This is a genomic window from Lysinibacillus sp. BPa_S21 (assembly GCF_023337795.1).
Classification (GTDB): Bacteria; Bacillota; Bacilli; order Bacillales_A; family Planococcaceae; genus Lysinibacillus.
Genome location: NZ_JALIRS010000018.1, coordinates 25,860 through 47,002 on the forward strand (window position 1 = coordinate 25,860; position 21,143 = coordinate 47,002).

Annotated in this window: 17 protein-coding genes and 3 tRNA genes; 15 read left to right on the top strand and 5 right to left on the bottom strand. The window is 38.5% G+C overall.

Annotated features, from left to right (window positions below):
- Positions 1–114: 114 nt before the first annotated feature.
- From mfd to MOK21_RS21830, 9 genes are all read left to right on the top strand, one after another.
- Positions 115–3,624 carry a transcription-repair coupling factor gene (gene mfd, locus MOK21_RS21790; protein ID WP_249076052.1) on the top strand — a complete coding sequence of 1,170 codons (3,510 nt, stop codon included), beginning with the start codon at positions 115–117 and terminating at the stop codon, positions 3,622–3,624.
- 517 nt (positions 3,625–4,141) lie between these two features.
- Positions 4,142–4,678, top strand: a complete 537-nt coding sequence (spoVT, locus tag MOK21_RS21795; protein ID WP_249076053.1) for a stage V sporulation protein T — start codon at positions 4,142–4,144, stop codon at positions 4,676–4,678.
- Positions 4,679–4,824: 146 nt separating this feature from the next.
- On the top strand, positions 4,825–6,447 hold the full coding sequence (locus MOK21_RS21800) for a putative polysaccharide biosynthesis protein (RefSeq protein WP_249076054.1): 1,623 nt from the start codon (positions 4,825–4,827) through the stop codon (positions 6,445–6,447).
- A gap of 9 nt (positions 6,448–6,456) precedes the next feature.
- Complete coding sequence (gene yabN / locus MOK21_RS21805) at positions 6,457–7,917, top strand: bifunctional methyltransferase/pyrophosphohydrolase YabN (RefSeq protein ID WP_249076055.1); 1,461 nt, start codon at positions 6,457–6,459, stop codon at positions 7,915–7,917.
- A 4-nt stretch (positions 7,918–7,921) separates the two neighbouring features.
- Positions 7,922–8,212: an RNA-binding S4 domain-containing protein gene (locus tag MOK21_RS21810; RefSeq protein WP_049667371.1), complete on the top strand. Its 291-nt coding sequence runs from the start codon at positions 7,922–7,924 to the stop codon at positions 8,210–8,212.
- Between the two features lie 161 nt (positions 8,213–8,373).
- Complete coding sequence (gene yabP / locus MOK21_RS21815; RefSeq protein WP_004229167.1) at positions 8,374–8,673, top strand: sporulation protein YabP; 300 nt, start codon at positions 8,374–8,376, stop codon at positions 8,671–8,673.
- Positions 8,670–9,161: a spore cortex biosynthesis protein YabQ gene (gene yabQ, locus MOK21_RS21820; RefSeq protein ID WP_349294169.1), complete on the top strand. Its 492-nt coding sequence runs from the start codon at positions 8,670–8,672 to the stop codon at positions 9,159–9,161. The genes yabP and yabQ overlap by 4 nt, the downstream gene beginning before the upstream one ends.
- Positions 9,162–9,178: 17 nt before the next feature.
- Positions 9,179–9,643, top strand: a complete 465-nt coding sequence (locus MOK21_RS21825; protein WP_249076056.1) for an FtsB family cell division protein — start codon at positions 9,179–9,181, stop codon at positions 9,641–9,643.
- A gap of 134 nt (positions 9,644–9,777) precedes the next feature.
- On the top strand, positions 9,778–10,206 hold the full coding sequence (locus tag MOK21_RS21830; RefSeq protein ID WP_036215142.1) for a S1 domain-containing RNA-binding protein: 429 nt from the start codon (positions 9,778–9,780) through the stop codon (positions 10,204–10,206).
- A 166-nt stretch (positions 10,207–10,372) separates the two neighbouring features.
- Here MOK21_RS21830 and MOK21_RS21835 read toward each other — a convergent pair whose 3' ends face one another.
- The 4 genes from MOK21_RS21835 to MOK21_RS21850 all read right to left on the bottom strand — a co-directional run bounded on the left by MOK21_RS21835 (position 10,373) and on the right by MOK21_RS21850 (position 11,100).
- Positions 10,373–10,624, bottom strand: coding sequence for a hypothetical protein (locus tag MOK21_RS21835; RefSeq protein ID WP_249076057.1), 252 nt, complete (start codon positions 10,622–10,624; stop codon positions 10,373–10,375).
- A gap of 237 nt (positions 10,625–10,861) precedes the next feature.
- Positions 10,862–10,933, bottom strand: a tRNA-Glu gene (locus MOK21_RS21840).
- 5 nt (positions 10,934–10,938) lie between these two features.
- A tRNA-Met gene (locus MOK21_RS21845) sits at positions 10,939–11,015 on the bottom strand.
- Positions 11,016–11,025: 10 nt separating this feature from the next.
- Positions 11,026–11,100 (bottom strand) — tRNA-Gly (locus MOK21_RS21850).
- A 665-nt stretch (positions 11,101–11,765) separates the two neighbouring features.
- Here MOK21_RS21850 and MOK21_RS21855 point away from each other — a divergent pair.
- The 5 genes from MOK21_RS21855 to MOK21_RS21875 all read left to right on the top strand — a co-directional run bounded on the left by MOK21_RS21855 (position 11,766) and on the right by MOK21_RS21875 (position 19,447).
- Complete coding sequence (locus MOK21_RS21855; protein ID WP_249076058.1) at positions 11,766–14,159, top strand: SpoIIE family protein phosphatase; 2,394 nt, start codon at positions 11,766–11,768, stop codon at positions 14,157–14,159.
- A 28-nt stretch (positions 14,160–14,187) separates the two neighbouring features.
- Positions 14,188–15,594, top strand: coding sequence for a tRNA lysidine(34) synthetase TilS (tilS, locus tag MOK21_RS21860; protein ID WP_249076059.1), 1,407 nt, complete (start codon positions 14,188–14,190; stop codon positions 15,592–15,594).
- Between the two features lie 64 nt (positions 15,595–15,658).
- Positions 15,659–16,201, top strand: coding sequence for a hypoxanthine phosphoribosyltransferase (gene hpt, locus MOK21_RS21865; protein ID WP_249076060.1), 543 nt, complete (start codon positions 15,659–15,661; stop codon positions 16,199–16,201).
- Between the two features lie 243 nt (positions 16,202–16,444).
- The gene (gene ftsH / locus MOK21_RS21870) at positions 16,445–18,469 is read left to right on the top strand and encodes an ATP-dependent zinc metalloprotease FtsH (protein WP_249076061.1); all 2,025 of its coding nucleotides are present in this window, start codon (positions 16,445–16,447) and stop codon (positions 18,467–18,469) included.
- Positions 18,470–18,613: 144 nt separating this feature from the next.
- The gene (locus MOK21_RS21875; protein ID WP_308221952.1) at positions 18,614–19,447 is read left to right on the top strand and encodes an aldo/keto reductase; all 834 of its coding nucleotides are present in this window, start codon (positions 18,614–18,616) and stop codon (positions 19,445–19,447) included.
- 186 nt (positions 19,448–19,633) lie between these two features.
- Here MOK21_RS21875 and MOK21_RS21880 read toward each other — a convergent pair whose 3' ends face one another.
- Positions 19,634–19,930 (bottom strand): hypothetical protein, encoded by a 297-nt coding sequence (locus MOK21_RS21880; protein WP_249076062.1) that lies wholly within the window; start codon positions 19,928–19,930, stop codon positions 19,634–19,636.
- Positions 19,931–20,375: 445 nt separating this feature from the next.
- Between MOK21_RS21880 and MOK21_RS21885 the strand changes: the two genes are divergently transcribed.
- On the top strand, positions 20,376–21,143 hold the full coding sequence (locus MOK21_RS21885) for a type III pantothenate kinase (protein WP_249076063.1): 768 nt from the start codon (positions 20,376–20,378) through the stop codon (positions 21,141–21,143).

Here is a 21,143-nt window from a genome sequence, read left to right on the forward strand (position 1 = left end):
ATGCATAAAGCCGATTCCGGACGCAATTTTAAAATACTAATAAAGATGCGTATGTATAGTACTAGATTACTAGTAATGGCGAATAGAATTATGCGCTGAAAGGAGCTTTTGACAGTGGAAGTTTTACGACAGCTTGTGGGGCAGGACAAACATATCACATCATTTTTACAGGAGATTCAGAGTGGCCATTCTGCAACACAGCTTATTACAGGATTAACTGGAAGCGCGCGCCCTGTAATGGTCGATGCGTTATTCGAATATGTAAAAAAACCGATTTATATTGTATCTCCTAATCTATTGCAAGCACAAAAAATGGTTGACGAGCTGGCGGGACTTTTAGGTGAGGAGCATGTTCATTATTATCCTGCCGATGAGTTTATTGCTGCAGATTTGTCAGTTGCCTCTCCAGAGTTACGTGCTGAGCGAATCGCAACACTTGATTGCCTGGCTAGAGGTGAAAAAGCTGTTTATGTGATACCGGTTGCGGGCTTACGCAAAATGATGCAGCCTAAAGAACATTGGCTACAGTATTTTTTGCAAACAGCAGTAGGTGAAGATATTCAGATAGATGAATGGTTGCAAACATTAGTAGAGATGGGGTACGTACGCAATTCGATGGTGACAACACCTGGAGAGTTTGCATTGCGTGGAGGCATATTAGATATTTATCCACCATATTTAGAGTCGCCAATTCGCATAGAATTATTTGATACGGAAGTGGACTCGATTCGAACATTTTCTGCGGATGATCAACGTTCCATTGATAAATTACCGGAGGTTCGTATCCTGCCTGCGTCAGAAGTTATTTTGACAAAGGAAGAAAGAATGGCTTTGGCAGGTCGTTTAGAAGCGGCATTAGCAACAAGCTTAAAGAAAGTTAAAAAGCAGGAGACTAAGGAGTTACTGTATCAGCATATTCAATACGATATTGAATTGTTACAACAAGGTAATTTACCAGACTACGTCAATAAATATGGTTCGTTATTGTATGAGAAAACAGCCTGTTTAGGAGATTATTTTGTACATGATGGCATTGTGCTGTTTGATGAACTTGGGCGTATTCAGGAGGTTATGGATGCCTGGGAACGTGAAGAAGATGAATGGTTTTTATCATTAATCGAAGAAGGGAGAATGGTGCATGATGTAAAGCCAGCATTCTCTTTGAAAGAAATTCTAGCAATGCTGTCTCAGCAGAAACTATATTTCTCATTATTTTCACGAACATTTGCGGGTGTATCTTTTACTAAGACGACGAACTTTTCTTGCAAGCCAATGCAGCAATTCCATGGACAAATGTCATTATTACAAAGTGAGGTTGAACGCTGGCTACTTGGAAAGTTTACAGTACTGATTGTTGCGAGAGATAAAGATCGTGTTAAGCGTGTACAGCAAATGCTAGAGGAATATGATATTCATGCGACAATTGGTAACCCGACAGAAGCGGGTATTTATATTGTGGATGGCTCATTATCTAGCGGCTTTGAATTACCGCTACAACGCTTGGTAATTGTCACAGAGGATGAGCTATTTAAACAACAGGCAAAGAAAAAAGCACGTCCTCAAAAAATGACAAACGCAGAACGTATTAAAAGCTATACAGAAATTAAACCGGGTGACTATGTCGTTCATGTACATCACGGTATTGGGAAATATATAGGTTTAGAAACATTAGAGGTAAATGGTACACATAAGGATTATTTACACATTCGATACCGTGCAGACGATAAGTTATATGTTCCAGTAGAGCAAATCGATTTAATTCAAAAATATGTAGCATCTGAAGACCGAGAACCGAAGCTACATAAATTAGGTGGAGCAGAGTGGAAAAAAGCAAAAGCGAAAGTATCCTCTGCTGTACAAGATATTGCGGATGATTTAATTAAGCTGTATGCGAAACGTGAAGCAGAGAAAGGTCATGCATTCGCGATTGACAACGACGATCAGCGCAGTTTTGAGGCTTCATTCCCCTATGATGAAACCGAGGATCAGTTACGTTCAATTATCGAAGTGAAACGCGATATGGAGCGTGAGCGTCCGATGGATCGTCTTGTTTGCGGAGACGTAGGGTATGGTAAAACAGAGGTAGCGATTCGTGCGGCATTTAAAGCAATCCAAGACGGCAAGCAGGTAGCTTTTCTTGTGCCGACAACGATTTTAGCGCAGCAACATTATGAAACGATTCGTGAGAGATTCCAAGACTTTGCTATCAATGTCGGTCTCTTGTCTCGTTTCCGCTCAAAAAAAGAGCAAACGGCGACGTTAAAGGGTTTAAAAGAAGGTCAAGTTGATATTGTCGTGGGAACGCATCGAATTTTATCTAAAGATTTATCGTTTCAAGACCTTGGACTGTTGATTGTTGATGAGGAGCAACGTTTTGGTGTTACGCATAAAGAAAAAATTAAACAACTAAAGACGAATGTCGATGTATTAACGCTAACGGCAACGCCTATCCCAAGAACACTTCATATGTCGATGGTAGGTGTTCGTGATTTATCGGTAATTGAAACGCCACCAGCAAACCGTTTCCCTGTGCAAACCTATGTAATGGAGCATAGTGGTGCATTAGTACGGGAAGCAATTGAGAGAGAAATGGCGCGTGGTGGGCAAGTATTCTACCTATACAATCGCGTAGAAGATATGGCACGTAAGGTTGATGAAATTCAAATGCTTGTCCCAGAGGCGCGTATTGGGCATGCACATGGCAAAATGACGGAATCAGAATTAGAATCTGTCATATTAGCCTTTTTAGAAGGTGACTACGATGTGCTCGTAACGACAACTATTATTGAGACGGGTGTAGATATACCAAACGTTAACACATTGATTGTTCATGATGCTGATCGAATGGGCTTAGCGCAGCTTTATCAATTGCGTGGGCGTGTTGGACGTTCTAATAGGGTGGCGTATGCTTACTTTATGTATCAGCGTGATAAAGTTCTAACAGATGTAGCTGAACAAAGATTACAAGCGATTAAAGAATTCACAGAGTTAGGTTCCGGATTTAAAATTGCTATGCGTGACTTATCTATTCGTGGGGCTGGAAACTTACTTGGAGCGCAGCAACATGGCTTTATTGACTCCGTCGGTTTTGACTTGTATTCACAAATGCTGGAAGAGGCGATTGCTGAGCGTCAAACAGGTGTGAAGAAAGAAGAGAAGCCTGATATCGAAATTTTATTGAGTGTTGATGCGTATATCCCGGATGTATACATTCCTGATGGCTATCAAAAAATTCAAATGTATAAACGTATTAAAGCGATGGATCAAGTGGATGAGTATAGTGAAATCATGGAGGAATTACAGGATCGTTTCGGTGATCTTCCAATTGAAACAGAGCGTTTACTGCGAATTGCACGTATGAAGGTATGGGGCTTAAATACAGGTGTATTATCTGTAAAAGAAAAACAAAAAATCATCACAATATTGTTGTCTGAAGAAGGTACAGGACAAGTTGATGGCGGTAAAATTGTGGAAGAATCCATGAAATTTGAACGTGCTGTCGGTTTTGGTATGGATGGTATGCAATTGAAATTAACGATTGATGAACGAAAGTGTGGGAAATATCAACCCTTTGATATTTTAGAAGAAATGATGCATATTATCGCAAACGCAAAAAAACAATAATTGAAGAAAAGCTGATCTTATCTCAATATGGATAATGATCAGCTTTTATTGTCAACAAAATGCCAAGGAAATCTTTGAGAATGTTATGTAGCTTTATCTTCATTGATCGTTTTGAACTATAGACTTTGTGACACTTTAGAGGGTAACATTGCGAATTGAGACTCAAGAGCTAGATAGCAGGGAAAATAAGGGTAAAAGTATCACTTTGTATGAAATTTCATTTGTAATAAACATTCTTTTGGCATATTGACGATATGGTAAAGATTGAATTAATATTATTTCCTGGTAATTTTTTTTTATTATAATTTTATTTATAAAAATTTGTTTTTGTGGCTAATCTAAGGTAAGTTGATTGAAAAAATTCTACATGTTAAAGTATTTGCTTAGGTTTTTAAGGACTTTTTGAAAATATTGTTGGATGTGAAATCCTTTTTCTTCAGTTTTTGCATAGATTGCTTCATAAAAAACCATACTAAAATTGAAAAAAATTTCATTGTAGCGAAAGCGAGGATTAAGAATGAAGGCAACAGGAATTGTTCGTCGTATTGATGATTTAGGGCGTGTGGTTATTCCAAAAGAAATTCGTAGGACGCTACGTATTCGTGAGGGTGACCCGCTAGAAATTTATACAGACCGTGAAGGCGAAGTCATTTTAAAGAAATATTCTCCAATTAATGATTTGGGAGAATTTGCAAGAGAATATGTAGAAACATTATATGAAACGTTAGGTACTCCAGCATTTGTAACCGACCGAGATGAAGTAATTGCTGTCTCAGGAATCGGCAAGAAAGAGTATATTAATCGTCGCATTACATCTTTTGCGGAAAGTTTTATGGACGAGCGTTCAACAAAAATAGAAAAAATGGAAACAACTATCGAGATTGTTCCTGGGCAATATGAACAAGTAAAGTCTTATTGCGCAACACCTATTATGGTAAACGGCGATCCAATCGGCTGTATTATCGTGTTGTCTAAGGTACATTTTGTTGGTGAAGTTGAAGTGAAAGTTGTAGAAACAGCTGCTAACTTCTTAGCTAAACAAATGAATAGTTAATCAGAATTGAAAGTTATTGCGCTGACCTTTTAGGCTGAACAATAACTTTTTTTTGTACATAGTTTTATGGTAGTCCTATCAAGCGCGTCAAACTTTGGAGATATGCTATACTATTGGCATTGTTAAAGAAGGAAAGAGGGCAATTTATGTCGGAACGTTTTGGCATGAAAAGCTACATGAAAGGCGCGGCTTTACTTACAATTGCTGCTCTTATTGTGAAGGTTTTTAGCGCAATTTATCGTGTGCCTTTTCAAAATCTTGTTGGGGATGAAGGATTTTATATTTATCAGCAGGTGTATCCAGTTATATCTATTTTTGTTGTATGGACATCTAGTGGCTTTGCAGTAGCGATATCTAAAATGCTTGCAGATAATGATTGTATTTTAGATCCACTAGAGCGAAATCAAAAACGAAACGGTATAATGCGTATTGTTTTTCGCTTTTTAACAGTACTCTCGTTATTGTTTTTTGTTGTTTTATTTAGTGGTGCTGAAATAATTGCGCAGCTTATGGGCGATACTCAGCTTGCACCTTTAATACGGACGGGTTCATTTATAGTGCTTGTCATGCCGGCTCATGCTATTTTAAAAGGCGGCTTCCAATCGAGAGGCATTATGGAGCCAATTGCTTATGCGCAAGTCCTAGAACAGGCTGTGAGAGTATCTGTCATTTTAGCAGGAACATATATCATTATGAAGACGACAGAATCACTATATAGTGCTGGACAAATGGCCATAATAGGTACAGTTATTGGTGAAATTGTAGGCTTTTTATTACTGGCGTGGATCTTTAAAAAACGTTTTGGTCTAGTTAAAAATAAGAAACAACAGCCACGTATTGAGAGTTTTCCAATTATTAAAGAAGTTACATTGCTAAGTTTAAGTGTAAGTATGAGTGGCTTGTTGTTGCTTGGCTATCAGTTAGTTGATTCCTTTACAATTTATTCACTATTAATCGAAGGTGGAATGGATCAGACGGTAGCAAAGGCAACAAAAGGCGTTTATGATCGTGGGCAGCCGTTGGTACAGCTCGGAGTTGTTATTGCTTCTTCACTTTCACTCGCTATTGTGCCACTTGTCGCGCATATGTCAAAAAAACAGGAAGGCCGTAATGCCATTCCGTTTATACAATTAACGTATAAAGCGTCAGTGTTATTTGGGTGGGCAGCCTCTTTAGGTTTAGTACTTGTTATGCCTTACATTAATGCCATGCTCTTTAAAACAGATTCACTGTCAGGAGTCCTTATGGTATATGTATTACAAGTTGTGCCTTTGTCGATTATTTTGACATTTACAGCTATTTTGCAAGGCTATGGGAAATTAAAAAAGCCGGCCTTATTTTTGGTTGTTGGTTTTATACTAAAAATAATATTGAATGTGCTGACAATTAGTTTATTTGGTGTAGTAGGTGCGGCTATTGCTAATAATGTGGGTCTTTTGTTTACTGCCCTCATGCTTATTTTCTATTTAAAAAAAATTACTGCCATTCAATTAGCGCCAGTCAACTTTTATAAAAAAGTGGGGATCGCATCACTTAGTATGGCAGCTGTAGTGCTAATTTGGCTGCAGTTTATACCATCGTTGCTAAACCAATTTTTATCGCCTCGATCTGTCGCGGTGGTAGCAGGTTTTACAGCAGTATGTTTAGGTGCATTTGTAATGGTCACAATAATTGCTAAGTTACGAGTGCTTGCCGAAAAAGAGTGGTACTTACTACCGTTTGGGCGGAAAATGGCAGTTTATCAATTATGGTTAAATCAGAAGAAGTAGGTGGATTAATTGAATACTTTAACAGTTATTGGTCTAGGTGCGGGTGATTTTAATCAGCTGCAAATGGGTGTCTATAAAAAATTAAAAGCGGCTAAAAAATTATATGTTCGCACAGTAGATCATCCTGTATTAGAGGAATTATCGGCTGAGGGCTTACAATTTGAAAGTTTTGACGCAGTCTATGAAAAACATAATTCATTCCAGCCGGTATATGAAGAAATTGCAGAAAAACTTGTAGCTGCTGCAGCAATCGAAGATGTCATGTATGCTGTCCCAGGACATCCACTGGTTGCTGAGCAGACTGTACAATTGCTTATTGATGCTGCAGATGAGGGGAAAGTAAAGCTAGTTATAGAAGGTGGACAAAGCTTCTTAGATCCAATATTCGGCGCGTTAAAAATCGACCCGATTGAGGGCTTTCAACTGCTGGATGGCACTAGCTTTTCTATGCACGACATTAACATGCGTCAACATATTTTAATAGCTCAAGTATATGACACATTCAGCGCATCGGAAGTAAAGCTAACGTTAATGGAGAAATACGATGACGAATACCCTGTCACAGTCGTTACAGCAGCCGGCTCGTCACAGGAAAAATTAGTGACGGTACCACTTTATGAGCTTGACCAAAGTGTTGAGGTGAATAATTTAACAACCGTATACGTGCCACCTGTGAAATCACAAGAGGACGCTTTACGAGACTGGACAACCTTCCGTCAAATTATTGCTGTTTTACGAGGTCCGAATGGCTGTCCGTGGGATCAAAAGCAAACACATGAATCATTGAAAAAATATTTACTAGAAGAAGCACATGAATATTTAGCTGCAGTAGATGCGGAGGATGACTTTGCAATGATTGAGGAGCTTGGAGATGTACTATTACAAGTATTCCTTCATGCGCAAATCGGAGAAGATCAAGGTTACTTTACATTGGAAGATGTATTGGCTTCAATAAGTGAAAAAATGATTCGTCGACACCCACATGTATTTGGAGATGTATCGGTGGAAGATGCTGAGGCCGTTGTAGCAAATTGGGAAGTTATAAAAGCAGAAGAAAAAGGTATAAGTGAAAAACCGCTATTAAAAGAGGAGTACCGGGCGTCCTCTGCCCTACAAACAGCCTATAATTATCAAAAAAGAGCTGCGAAAGTAGGGTTTGATTGGCCTGATGTAGATGGCGCGTGGGACAAGTTTGCAGAGGAGTGGCAGGAATTTCGCCATGAGGTGACGAAAGGTACAAATGCGTCACGTCTAGATGAATTTGGAGATGTCTTGTTCACACTTGTGAATATAGCGCGTTTTTACAAGTTATCTCCGGAAGAGGCTATGTTACATGCGAATGAGAAGTTTGCGAGCCGCTTTGGTTACGTGGAAGCAAAGGTAAAGGAAAGTGGAAAGTCATTTTCTGAATATACATTAGAACAATTAGATGCTTTTTGGAATGAAGCAAAGCAGCTAGAAAAGGAGTAAAAGTATGCGATTGGATAAATTTCTAAAGGTATCACGTTTAATTAAACGTCGTACATTAGCGAAGGAAGTAGCAGATCAAGGCCGTATTACGATTAATGGTAAGATCGCGAAAGCTAGTAGTGCTGTTAAAGCTGGCGATGAGCTAGCTATTCGTTTTGGACAAAAGATTGTGACAGCACGTGTAGAGGAATTGCGTGATACTGTGAAAAAAGAAGACGCCGCAAAAATGTTTACGATTTTGAAGGAAGAGCGTCTTGAAAAAATTGAACCTGAATTTATTGATGATGAGGATTAATTAAATTTAACTGCATCTCGTTAACAATAGTGTTGGAGTCTTCTGAAGTTGTCGTTGGCTTTTCCATAGATAAAAGTGTAGCAACTTAAATAAAGTTGTCATGCTTTGAAGGTTGTCCGCATAAAGTGAACAGAAGCTAGGACGACTAAAGGAGGAAGAAAATGACGCTACATCAAGAAAGTAACCGTTACACAATTCCATCTGGAGAGCATATTTTAACGATTCGTAATCGTAAAAGAATGGACATGACTTCTGTAAAATCAATTGAACGCTTTGATCAGGAAGAGTTTTTTATTAAGACGTCCCAAGGGCATTTGTTAATCCGTGGAGAAGAACTGCATATCGTTCATCTAGATGTTGACAAAGGGTTATTGACACTCGAAGGAACTGTAAAAACCTTGCAGTACGACGAAGAGGAAAGTGGCTTCTCGAAAGGTTTCCTTCATAAGTTGTTTGGATGATTGTTAGTGAACAATTTGTTCAGCTGTTAGTCATGGTTTTGAGCGGTATAGCAGTCGGATTCATTATTGATAGTGTAAGGCTCATTGTTTTTTCAACTCCAAAAAGGTCAAGCCTTCGAAGATGGATGATGGTATTTGAATTACTTACCTGGATTCTGCTCGGAGGTCTGACATACTATTTATTATTTTGGCTTAAAGATGGCGCTTGGCGGGCTTATGACCCGCTAGCGCAAATAGCCGGAATTTTTTTGTATCAAACGTTTTTTCAAACTTTTTTACGTTTCGTAGCAAGGATTTTAGTGAATATAACATGGAGACCCCTATGGTTCATCATACGATTAATAAGTACTATCATTCGACAAATTTTTAATTTCTTAATAAATATTGTAGCATTTGTTATAAGACCTTTTGTCAAAATTTATTCGTATTTGTCCAACACTTTTTTTAAAAAAATTCGATTTATCAAGTATAATAAAAGACAACAATAATTTTCGGAGGTGCGGGCATGACTATCCGTCGTTCATCAAAAGATGGCCAACAAAACTATACTAAACTTGATAATGACTATGTCCGTAACACGGATAAAGCTATAAATCGTAAAATTCAAGTGCGGAAACGGAAAATGCGCCGTATTGCTTTTTTTGCGATTGTACCAGTCGTTATTATTGCCTTTCTCTTAAATGTACTTTTCAATCAAAATGAAACGTTAGCTGCAAAAGAGCAGAAAAAGATTGAAGCGAAGGAACATCTTTCTGAATTGAAAGATGAGCGAGATTCGCTAAATCTTAAAATTAAACAGCTAGAGAGTGATGAGTATATTGCAAAGCTATTACGCAAAGATTATTTTCTATCCGAAAAAGGTGAAATAATTTTCATTATACCGGACGAAAAAGATAAAAAAGGCAATATACCGGAGAAAAAAGATAAAAAGGACAGTGTATCAGAAAAGAAAGGTAAAAAAGAAGACTGAAAAGCTATGTATTGTTGACACACTTTTATTGTTATATATAATGAAAAGAGAAGCTTATTGCAGTAAAAAGTTTGATTAAATTGATTACATGACTCAAATGAGTCGCTTAATTTTTAAGGAGGAGCATTTTTTTTATGTCAATTGAAGTAGGCAGCAAGGTACAAGGTAAAGTAACAGGAATCACAAATTTTGGAGCATTCGTTGAGCTGCCAGACGGCAAAACAGGCTTAGTACACATCAGTGAAGTTGCTGACAATTATGTAAAAGATATCAATGAGCATCTAAAAGTTGGAGATGAAGTTGAAGTAAAAGTGATGAATGTTGAAGCGGACGGAAAGATCGGTCTTTCAATCCGTAAAGCAAAGCCTCAAGCAGAGAGACCAGAGCGTCCAGCACGTCCACGTCGCGATAATCGTTCTAATGATCGCAACGATCGTCATCAGCCAAAAGAGAATTTTGAGCAAAAAATGGCACGTTTCTTAAAAGATAGTGACGAACGTCTAGCAACGCTTAAACGTGCTACAGAATCAAAACGCGGTGGTCGTGGAGCTAGAAGAGGGTAGTTTGCTGACTGTTTTAATCGTAGAAAAAGTGTATTAAATAGAGTAGGGATTAGCTTGTTATAGAGCTAATCCCTTTTTCGATGCTTAAATTTAAGGTTTCAATAATTAAACACTCCGTGAAAAATAGACACTACATAAATCTATCTAGTAATAAGCTTTAAAACGCCTAGAACGTGGATGTCGGTCTTTTTTTCTTTTTAGGAGCTGATGGGGGTGCCTGTTCCGTAAGTTTGTCTGAAGACTTTTCGGCAGGATGGACAACCATTTTGACAAGTAAGAATACACCGTAAACACTAACAACTAATCCGGTGAGGAGTAAAACTATTTGAACAACAAATGGTAAATTAATAAGAATGGATACGAGAATAATCATAGAGCCGCTTCCGCAAATTAAAGCGGCTTTAGTTAATGGACCCAAAGGAAATAAACCTCCTAGTTAACACGTTCTTTTCATTATTAGTATGCCATATTTTTAAGTTCATCACCATAACTTGGATGGATTCCTATATACTTTGCGCTTTCCAAGGACCTGCTGGAAACAACAGTATTTTGTTTGTGCGAAAGCGACAACAAAAAATGGGGAATTGCTCACGAAACCACCAGTTTGCAAAAAAAATAGGCGTCTCAGAAATTATTCTGAGACGCCTATTTGAGATGACCCCTACGGGATTCGAACCCGTGTTACCGCCGTGAAAGGGCGGTGTCTTAACCACTTGACCAAGGGGCCTACTATGGTGGCGGCCGAGGGGATCGAACCCCCGACCTTACGGGTATGAACCGTACGCTCTAGCCAGCTGAGCTAGGCCGCCATTAAGATTATGGAGCGGAAGACGAGGTTCGAACTCGCGACCCCCACCTTGGCAAGGTGGTGTTCTACCACTGAACTACTTCCGCGTTTTGTTTTAAGCAACAAAATAAATAATACATGCCTTTGTTACTAACGTCAAGTAGTTTTTATAAAAAAATTAATAAAAATATGCTTTTATTATTTTTTAAAAGATTTGCTACTAAAAGTATTTTCTTTAAGTAGTTTCATATGCGCTTTCCTAGGGACGAGGGGAACAAATGCTTTCTGTGCGAAAGCGAAGGTTTAGCTAACGTCCTTTATGCTATTACCCTCGCGTGGGGTTTACTAAATGTCATCCGCAACTTTTAGTGATGAGCTCTTTTTGAGGAATTTATCAAACTTTTTGTTCTTAAGTAGAAAACTATTGGCGTAATTGCTGACTGTCGCATTTTTGACGAAAAAGGGAGCCCCAATCAATGAAAAAGTGAGGATAAACATGTAAAAGCCTTCACTTGACATAAATGTAGAAACGTATTTTATGAACGACAGTGGCGTTTAGTTGTGTGATTTTTCTTAATTTTAAAACAAATATCGTGGTGAAAGATGTTTCTAATTTTTTTAGCTTCTCGTTTTTGTAGAAATTGTTGCCATATCCCGTATTTATGCATATGTATTAGTCGAAATGTTTATATTTTTATCTGTCACCGTCAGACAATCTTTCCATTCATAATTTCTTATAATAGCTCCAAAAGTGCGGAAAGGGGATAGTAAATTGACGAGTATTGAATGGTATAACACGGCAAATGTAGACGAACAGAAGTTAGGAATTAAAAAAAGGCAAATAATAATAGGCTCTTTATTTTTTTTAACATCCTTCTTTTTAGCTCAGTCTGTTGTATTTGAAGCGGCAGTACCTTTCTCGGTTCCTTTTTGGGCAATTATTCGAACGAAGTATAGGGAGTATGCCAAATATGTTTTGCTTGGTAGTTTGACAGGATGTTTTTTCCTTGGTCTTGGACAAGTATTCATTTTAGCATTACAGATTGTCATGTATGAATGTATAATGCGCTTCCGTTATTGGCAGCTACCGCAAAGTATAGCAGTATCGTTAGCGGTACTCCTTGTGCAGATAATGTGGCAGGGAGTTATGTATCAAGGTTTACCTCCGGTGCTTGTGCAATTTTATGTAGGCTGCGAAGCCGCGCTAGCGCTTATTATGACGCTATTTATGCAAGTGTTGTTTATCAATTCACATGAATGGTTTACGAGTCACTGGACTTATGAAAAGCTGGGCTCTGGATTAGTTGTATTTGCTGCTATGCTTACAGGGATGCAAGCGGTTGTCATTAGTTATTTTTCACTCCCTATTTTTTTATTACAATTATTCATTTGTTTTGGTGCGTTGGTTGGAAGTGTACCATTAGCGACGGTTATCGGAGCCGTACTCGGCACTCTTATCGGTGTTGCGAAACTTTCATTTACGGGGATGCTGTCTGTAGCCACCTTAACAGGATTGTGTGCCGGGATGGGGGCCCGTGTTGGAAGGTTTGGTGTGGCAATTGGCAGTATTTTGCCAAGTGTGTTTTTTTTATTTTATGATGCAACATTGCCGTTAGATAGCGTTTATTTTACATCGATTGCTGCTGGGAGTATCGTTTTTCTAACTATCCCAAATAAATATTCTGAAAAGGTACGGGACAAGCTGTTTCCTCAGCGTGAGGAGGTCTTACTCGCCCGCCAAAATTGGTTAACAGAGCATGTTACATTTAAATTAGAGCATTTTCAGCATTTCGTACAGTTTATGAAGGAGCTTGTGTTTGAACGTTTTATGACGGCTCCGATAGAAGAAGCGAAGGAAGTATCACCGATGAATACATGCTTAAGTTGTTTCCGCTATGATCGCTGTTGGGGTGCGCAAACTAATGGAATGGACAAACTTATGACAGACTGGTTTCATATGAAAGGCCTTGGAAAGGATTCTGGTATTCATCGTGTCGAGGAACAAATACGCTATAAATGTGTGAAATCAACGAAAATTTTCGAGGAGTTGGAAACAGAGCTGTACAGAGAGCGCATTAATGGTCAGTATTTTCATGGTAAGAAAATGATTGCGCTTCAGCTACGTGATATGAGCAATCATCTAAATCAGTTAATAGCGGAGATGAAAGAAGAGACTATTTCATTCGTTAGTGTAGAAAAGGACATTACACAGCGATTAAAAGAAGCACATATTGAATGTTTTCAGCTTGATGTGCTTAGTAATAAGCCAGGAGCACGAAAAATTGTTTGTGCCTTAGCACCAGCACGAGTCAATTGGGAGGAAGACACAACTGTAGCTGAACGGATGATATTGCCGATTTTATATGATATTTTTGAAGAACCATTTGAAATTGAAAAAGTAGTAGCGAGTGATATACCATTTCGTCACATTCAAGTAAGCTTTAGATCAGCTATTAGCTTTGAAGTAGAGTATGATATATATAGCATGTCTAAAGATGCGACACTATATTCTGGTGATTCCCATGCATTATTTCAATTACATCCAGGGTTATTTGCAATTCTATTATCAGATGGTATGGGGCAGAGTAAAGAAGCACAACATGAGAGTAGAAAGTTAATACATTTAATGCGAGAATGTTTAAATTACAATATGAACCCAGAGACTGCGATGCATACGTTGCATTATGTCATGTCCTTAAAGCAGCAGGATGATATGTATGCAACGCTTGATTTTGCACTTGTCGATTTACAACACGGTGATTTGTGGTCTTGGAAAGCTGGAGGAATGTCCACGTACATTTTACGTGGGAAAGAGGTGCTGAAGGTTGAAAGCAATGCAGCGCCTGTAGGTTTTTTATCCATTTCAGCAGTCGAGGCTGAAAAAAGAAAGCTTAAAGCCGGCGATGTGATTTTGATGCACTCTGATGGATTATTTTCAAGTGTTGATGATTGGGACGAGCAAGAAGAGGTATTTTTAGCTTATGCACAGCAAGTAGCAGGCACTACTAAAACCATCCAGGAAAAACTAACAACAATTATGCAATCCTTCCAATCTTACTATGACATTGAAGACGATTGCACGGTATTGATGCTAGAGGTTACACATGTTGTACCTACATGGGCTGTGTTTAGGCCAGTTCAACACTCTATGAGCAATTCATCATAAAAGAGAACGAAAAGGGGAGGAGAAGCGTTTGTCATTTGAATTAAAGGTCAAAAAATTTATCGAAGAAGAGCAATTATTACAGCAAGACGACCATCTTCTCATCGCCGTTTCGGGTGGAGTGGATTCAATGGCTTTGCTCCATTATTTTGTGAAAACAAAAGAGCAATGGGGCATTACAGTGGAAGCTGTACATGTTGATCATATGCTAAGAGGTAAAGCATCTGCTGAGGACAGAGCTTTTGTCCAGAAATATTGTGATGAGTATGATGTCAACTTATATGCAAAGGCAATTCCGATACCAGAAATTATGGCTTTAGAAAATGGAAATACGCAGCTTATATGTCGTAGAGAGCGGTATCAATATTTTAAAGAGGTCATGAAAAAAAACGATGCTAGTAAGCTTGTAACTGCACATCATGCGGACGACCAACTGGAGTCAGTATTAATGGCCTTAACAAAAAATGCAACGATAAATAGTATGCAAGGTATACGTTCACAACGTATTTTTGAAGGAAAAACATTAATTCGTCCGTTTTTAACGGTTACAAAATCAGAAATAAGGGAATATTTACTTAAGCAAGGTTTAGATTATCGGGAAGATGCTAGCAATGCTAAGGACACATATGTACGCAATCGTTTTAGACATCATGTGGTGCCTTTGTTGGAGGCAGAAAACCCTAGAGTAACAGAGCAGATAGTCCATTTTACAAAACAATTGCAAGAAGACGATGCCTATTTAATGACGTTAGCAGAAGATGTATTTTCTAGAACAGTAAAAAGAATAGACGGAAATACATATAGCATGGAAATTAAGGCTCTTCAATTGGTACCACTTGCTTTACAAAGGAGGCTCATTTTAATACTATTAAACTATCTTTACAAAGATTCAAATACGATACAAAGTTATGCTTTATTGACTTCAATTTCAAAGCTTTGTGATACAACAGCAGGGTATGCTGAAGTTCACTTACCAGAAGATTTTATAGCAGTTCGCCGTTATGGAAAATTAACGATTCAGAAGAAAGAGCCATTAGAAGGTCAAGCTTCTCCTGAGAAAAAGATTATTTCGACTGCTAGTGGGTGGACGACGCTGACAAATGGTGAACGTTTATGCGTAGTCGAGGTGCCTGATTTATCGTCTGAAATGCTGACGGATACTGCACAACTTTTTTATTTTAACGCTAGCAAACTTAAACTTCCGCTTCATGTTAGAACACGTAAGGAAGGGGATAGAATGCTGTTAAAAGGAATGGATCAGCCAAAACGCTTATCTCGCCTTTTTATAGATGAAAAGATTCCTTTAAATGAGCGAAATAGCTGGCCGTTACTGATTTCTCAATCTGATGAGGTCGTAGCGGTAATTGGTGTGCGTATGGGAATGTTTTTTTCAACTTCTCCGCAACCAAACGATGATACAGTGCTCATCGTAGACTAAGGTCTTTGTAAGATCTCACCGCAAATGGTTGAACATTTTTTTAAACACTCGAGGAGGAATCAATATGTTACAAAATGACATCGAAAAAGTTATGATTACAGAAGAACAATTGCAAGAAAGAATCGCTGAGTTAGGAGCACAATTGACAGAGGAATACAAAGATGCATTCCCGCTAGCAGTTGGTGTTTTAAAAGGGGCAATGCCATTTATGACAGACTTGATGAAACGTTTCGATTCTTTCATTGAGCTTGATTTTATGGATGTTTCTAGCTATGGCAATGCTACAGTTTCATCAGGGGAAGTTAAAATTTTAAAGGATTTAAATACAAGCGTTGAGGGACGTGACGTATTAATCATTGAGGATATTATTGATAGCGGCTTAACATTAAGCTATTTAGTAGATTTATTTAAATACCGCAAAGCAAAATCCATCAAAATTGTTACATTGTTAGACAAACCATCAGGTCGTAAAGTAAACTTAGCTGCTGATTATGTTGGTTTTGAAGTACCAGACGGTTTTGTTGTAGGGTATGGTTTAGACTACGCTGAAAAATACCGTAATTTACCGTATATCGGTATTTTAAAGCCAGCAGTTTATTCTTTCTAACGAGTAAGAAGTTAACGTAAGAACAACAGCTATGAAAAGTAAGAGCCTCCAGCGAAGGTTATAGATTTTTAGTTTTTTTAACCATAAATCAACTACGCTGGAGCATACTTGATAAATAATATTTTTTGATTTCGACAAAAATCGTACGAATCTTTTTTTATGTAGGGCTTTTCGTTGTATGATGAAATCAGGATATGTTAAGATTTTACTTATAATTTTTCTGTTGTAATGAGGAGGCTGGAGATGAATCGAATATTTCGATATACCATATTCTATTTACTGATTTTCTTAGTGATTATCGGTATTTTTGGTACTTTCAATGGTGGGAAATCACCAACGAAAGAGTTATCTTATACTGAGTTTCAAGAAGCTCTAGATAAGAATGAAATAACAAGTGCTACAATTCAACCTGATAAATCAGTATACATCGTTGAAGGTTCAATGAAGGGGTATGAAAAAGGGGAAAGTTTTACTACAAACATCCCTCGTGAAAACCAATCTTTAATGGACCGTATCGATAAGGCTGCTAAGGATAAGAATAGTAATATTACATTTTTAACAGCGCCAGAAACAAGTGGATGGATTCAGTTCTTTACAGGGATTATTCCTTTCATCATTATCATTTTCTTATTCTTCTTCCTAATGAGTCAATCTCAAGGTGGCGGTAATAAAGTAATGAGCTTTGGTAAAAGTAAAGCCAAGCTTTATGACGACCAGAAGAAAAAAGTTCGTTTTACAGATGTAGCGGGTGCAGATGAAGAGAAAGCAGAGCTTGTAGAGGTTGTTGATTTCTTAAAAGATCACCGTAAATTTACTGAAATAGGTGCTCGAATTCCAAAGGGTATCTTACTTGTAGGTCCTCCTGGTACAGGTAAAACATTACTTGCACGAGCAGTAGCAGGTGAAGCAGGCGTACCATTCTTCTCGATTTCAGGTTCTGACTTCGTAGAAATGTTTGTCGGTGTCGGTGCATCACGTGTTCGTGACTTATTTGAAAATGCAAAGAAAAACGCACCATGTATCATCTTTATCGATGAAATTGATGCGGTAGGTCGTCAACGTGGCGCAGGTCTTGGTGGTGGCCATGACGAGCGTGAACAAACACTGAACCAATTGTTAGTTGAAATGGATGGTTTCGGGGCAAACGAAGGTATTATTATTATCGCTGCAACAAACCGCCCAGATATTTTAGATAAAGCGTTATTACGTCCTGGTCGATTTGACCGTCAAATTACAGTAGGACATCCTGATGTAAAAGGTCGTGAAGCAATTCTAAAAGTACATGCGCGCAACAAGCCTTTATCAGATACTGTGGATTTAGCAGCTGTTGCTCAACGTACACCAGGTTTCTCGGGTGCGGACTTAGAGAACTTGTTAAATGAAGCTGCACTTGTAGCTGCTCGTAAAAGCAAACGTACAATCAATATGGCTGATATCGATGAGGCATCAGACCGAGTAATTGCAGGTCCGGCAAAAGCTAGCCGCGTTTACTCAGCGAAAGAGAAGAAACTTGTATCGTTCCATGAAGCCGGCCACGTAGTTGTTGGTTTAGAGCTAGATGAAGCAGATACAGTACACAAAGTAACAATTGTTCCTCGTGGCCAAGCTGGAGGTTACGCAATTATGTTACCGAAGGAAGAACGTTTCTTCACAACAAAACAAGAACTACTAGACCGTATTGCTGGACTACTTGGTGGTCGTGTGGCAGAGGAAATCGTACTTGGTGAAGTATCTACTGGGGCACATAATGACTTCCAAAAGGTAACGAGTATTGCACGTGCCATGGTCACTGAATATGGTATGAGTGAAAATCTTGGTGCAATGCAGTTTGGTTCAAGTCAGGGTGGGAATGTATTCCTTGGTCGTGACTTTAATTCAGATCAAAACTATTCTGATTCAATCGCTTATGAAATTGATAAGGAAATGCAAAAAATTATCGATTCACAATATGAGCGTACTAAACGAATCCTAACTGAGAAACGTGCATTACTTGATTTAATTGCTAACACATTAATGCAAAAAGAAACATTGAATGCGCAAGAAATTGAGCATTTACGCGATCACGGTGTCTTACCTGAACCAGAGGTAGAAAAGGTTGTAGAAAAAGCTCCTGAAGCTGAGACTCAGCCAATATTAGATGTTGTTGGTGAACCAGTTGTTAAGAAAGAATTACTTAACAATGAACCAAATCCTACAACAGCTGATTTACCTAAAGAGGACAGAGGGCTGAATGATACATCAAAAGGTATCGATGAAAAGCGTGATTAATGTAGAGAAGACTGTTTACGATGTAAGCAGTCTTTTTCTTTGCCTTTTTTCGGTATTAGGTATTACGATAGAACCTACATTGCGCAACTGCGTAATATAGGTTCTTAAGTGTTTTGGGGCCAAAATAGATAGGAGTGTTGAAACGTGAGAAATGTAACATTGAATAATGGTTTAGAAATGCCGTTAATCGGCTATGGTGTTTTTCGAGTACCTGAAGGTGATGACTTGGCTGAGGCTGTAAAAACAGCTATTGCAAAAGGTTACCGTAGCATTGATACAGCTCAAGTATATCGTAATGAAGAAAGTGTTGGACGGGGAATTCGTGCAGCGATTGACGAGGGCTTAGTAACACGTGAAGAACTATTCGTAACATCAAAAGTTTGGAATGATGGACTCTCCTATGAAGAAACACTTGCAGCTTATGATCGTAGTTTGGAGAAATTAGGATTAAATTATTTAGATTTATATTTGGTTCACTGGCCAGGTATAAATACAAATTATGTTGATGTTTATAAAGCACTTGAAAAGATCTATCAGGATGGACGTGTACGCTCAATCGGTGTGAGTAATTTCCATGTCCACCATTTAGAAAATTTATTAAAGGAAACGTCGGTTGTTCCTGTTATAAATCAAATTGAATTTCATCCGCACTTAACGCAAGAGGAAGTACGTGCCTATTGTAAGGAAAAAGGAATACAGGTAGAAGCATGGTCACCACTTATGAATGGTTCTTTGTTAGAAGAATCAATGATTCAGCAGCTAGCTTCTAAATATGGCAAAACACCAGCACAAATCGTGTTACGCTATGATGTACAGCATGGTGTAGTCACTATTCCAAAAACAATGACTCCTGCACGAATGACTGAAAATCTAATGGTCTTTGACTTTGCATTAACAGAGGATGAAATGGCTCAGTTAGATGCACTAAACGATGGATTACGTTGCGGACCAGACCCAGAAAAATTTAATTTTAAATAATTTTCATACTAAAAAAGTAATTTGATTTCCGTTCCAGGCTACCCACTTTCCCACGGGAGTCGAGTAGCCTTCCACTCCAATTTGTGCAATTTAAGAATGAACGCTATAAATAAAGGGATTCACGCACAGTTTTGTGTGTGAATCCTTTTTGCTCTTCGGAAGGTGGATGTCGATAAAAATTAGAAGTTAGGTGATAAAACGTGAAAGTTGGTCGATAAAATTCAGAAGTTGGTAGATAAAACGTAAAAGTTGGTCGATAAAATTTAAAAGTTGGTCAATAACTCCTGAAAAGGTTCCGCTCAAACTAAAAAGTTGGATGTCATTTTGTTTAAAACGTATGTCATGCGGATAAGTTGATTGAAGTGGAGGCTGGGTGACTCCTTGGGGATCAGCAATAGAGGAACGAAGGCTAAAATCATCACATCCTGTGATAACGCCTTCGTGACCAACATCGGTGCTGTTGCTGTCGCTACGCTTTCGCACAAACAAAACCCTCTGCTGCCGCTACGTTGCACTACGCTTTCGCGCAAAAGACATCTGTTGGCCCGAGACCCTGGAGCGAGCAACGCGAGTGAAGCGGCTCATCGGACGCCCCCAGGAAGCTCTGCTCTGCGCGAAAGCGAAGCGTCAGCGGCAATGTTTTATCTGTGCGAAAGCGAAGCGACAGCAACAAAGCACCCAGCCGGAACGGAAATCAACCCCACGTTTTGGTGATAGGAAATAAATTATTGAAAGGAGATACCCATGATGAGGGTGACTCCATTTTGTAGTGAGATGAATGCTATTTCGTAGGAATAAAAGTGTGGTATCATTTTCTAAAGTGTTTTAACTTTACATTTTGTGCATGAGTATGCATTGTTTTAGTTGTATCAATTGCATAGTGACAGGTACAATTACGATGAGGGGCAATAAATAGGAGGCATCGACCATGATTTTAGTTTTAGATGCAGGAAATTCGAATATCGTATTAGGTGTCTATGATGACAACGATCAATTGGCTTTCCATTGGCGTATGGTGACAGACCTTCATAAAACAGAAGATGAATACGCAATGCAAGTATTATCTTTCTTTAATCATGCAGGCATTTCATTTGAACAGATTACAGGCATTATTATATCCTCTGTTGTACCACCGATAATGTTTTCGTTAGAAGCGATGTGTCAAAAGTATTTTCGCAAAAAACCACTCGTTGTAGGACCAGGTGTGAAAACAGGATTAAATATTAAATATGAAAACCCACGTGAAGTTGGGTCAGACCGCATAGTGAACGCTATTGCAGCGCTTGATGTTTATAAAGGACCACTGATTATCGTTGATTTTGGTACTGCTACAACATACTGTTATTTAAACGAAAAAGGCGATTATATGGGCGGTGCTATCGCTCCGGGTATTTCGATTTCAACAGAGGCGCTCTATACACAGGCAGCTAGATTGCCGCGTATTGAAATATTGCGTTCTACACATATTGTTGGAAAGACAACCGTATCTGCTATGCAGGCCGGAATTTTTTATGGCTTTGTTGGACAAGTTGAGGGAATTGTTAATCGCATGAAAGCACAAAGTAAGGAAGAACCTTTAGTAATTGCTACTGGAGGATTAGCGAATTTAATTGCTGGGGAGACACAAGTTATTGATGTAGTCGACCCGTTTTTAACATTAAAAGGCTTATATAAGCTATATAAACGTAATCAATAA

Coding starts and splice junctions, on each gene's coding strand:
- spoVT (WP_249076053.1), top strand. CDS start 4,142: ATGAAGGCAACAGGAATTGTTCGTCGTATTGATGATTTAGGGCGTGTG.
- MOK21_RS21800 (WP_249076054.1), top strand. CDS start 4,825: ATGTCGGAACGTTTTGGCATGAAAAGCTACATGAAAGGCGCGGCTTTA.
- MOK21_RS21810 (WP_049667371.1), top strand. CDS start 7,922: ATGCGATTGGATAAATTTCTAAAGGTATCACGTTTAATTAAACGTCGT.
- yabP (WP_004229167.1), top strand. CDS start 8,374: ATGACGCTACATCAAGAAAGTAACCGTTACACAATTCCATCTGGAGAG.
- yabQ (WP_349294169.1), top strand. CDS start 8,670: ATGATTGTTAGTGAACAATTTGTTCAGCTGTTAGTCATGGTTTTGAGC.
- MOK21_RS21825 (WP_249076056.1), top strand. CDS start 9,179: ATGACTATCCGTCGTTCATCAAAAGATGGCCAACAAAACTATACTAAA.
- MOK21_RS21830 (WP_036215142.1), top strand. CDS start 9,778: ATGTCAATTGAAGTAGGCAGCAAGGTACAAGGTAAAGTAACAGGAATC.
- hpt (WP_249076060.1), top strand. CDS start 15,659: ATGTTACAAAATGACATCGAAAAAGTTATGATTACAGAAGAACAATTG.
- ftsH (WP_249076061.1), top strand. CDS start 16,445: ATGAATCGAATATTTCGATATACCATATTCTATTTACTGATTTTCTTA.
- MOK21_RS21885 (WP_249076063.1), top strand. CDS start 20,376: ATGATTTTAGTTTTAGATGCAGGAAATTCGAATATCGTATTAGGTGTC.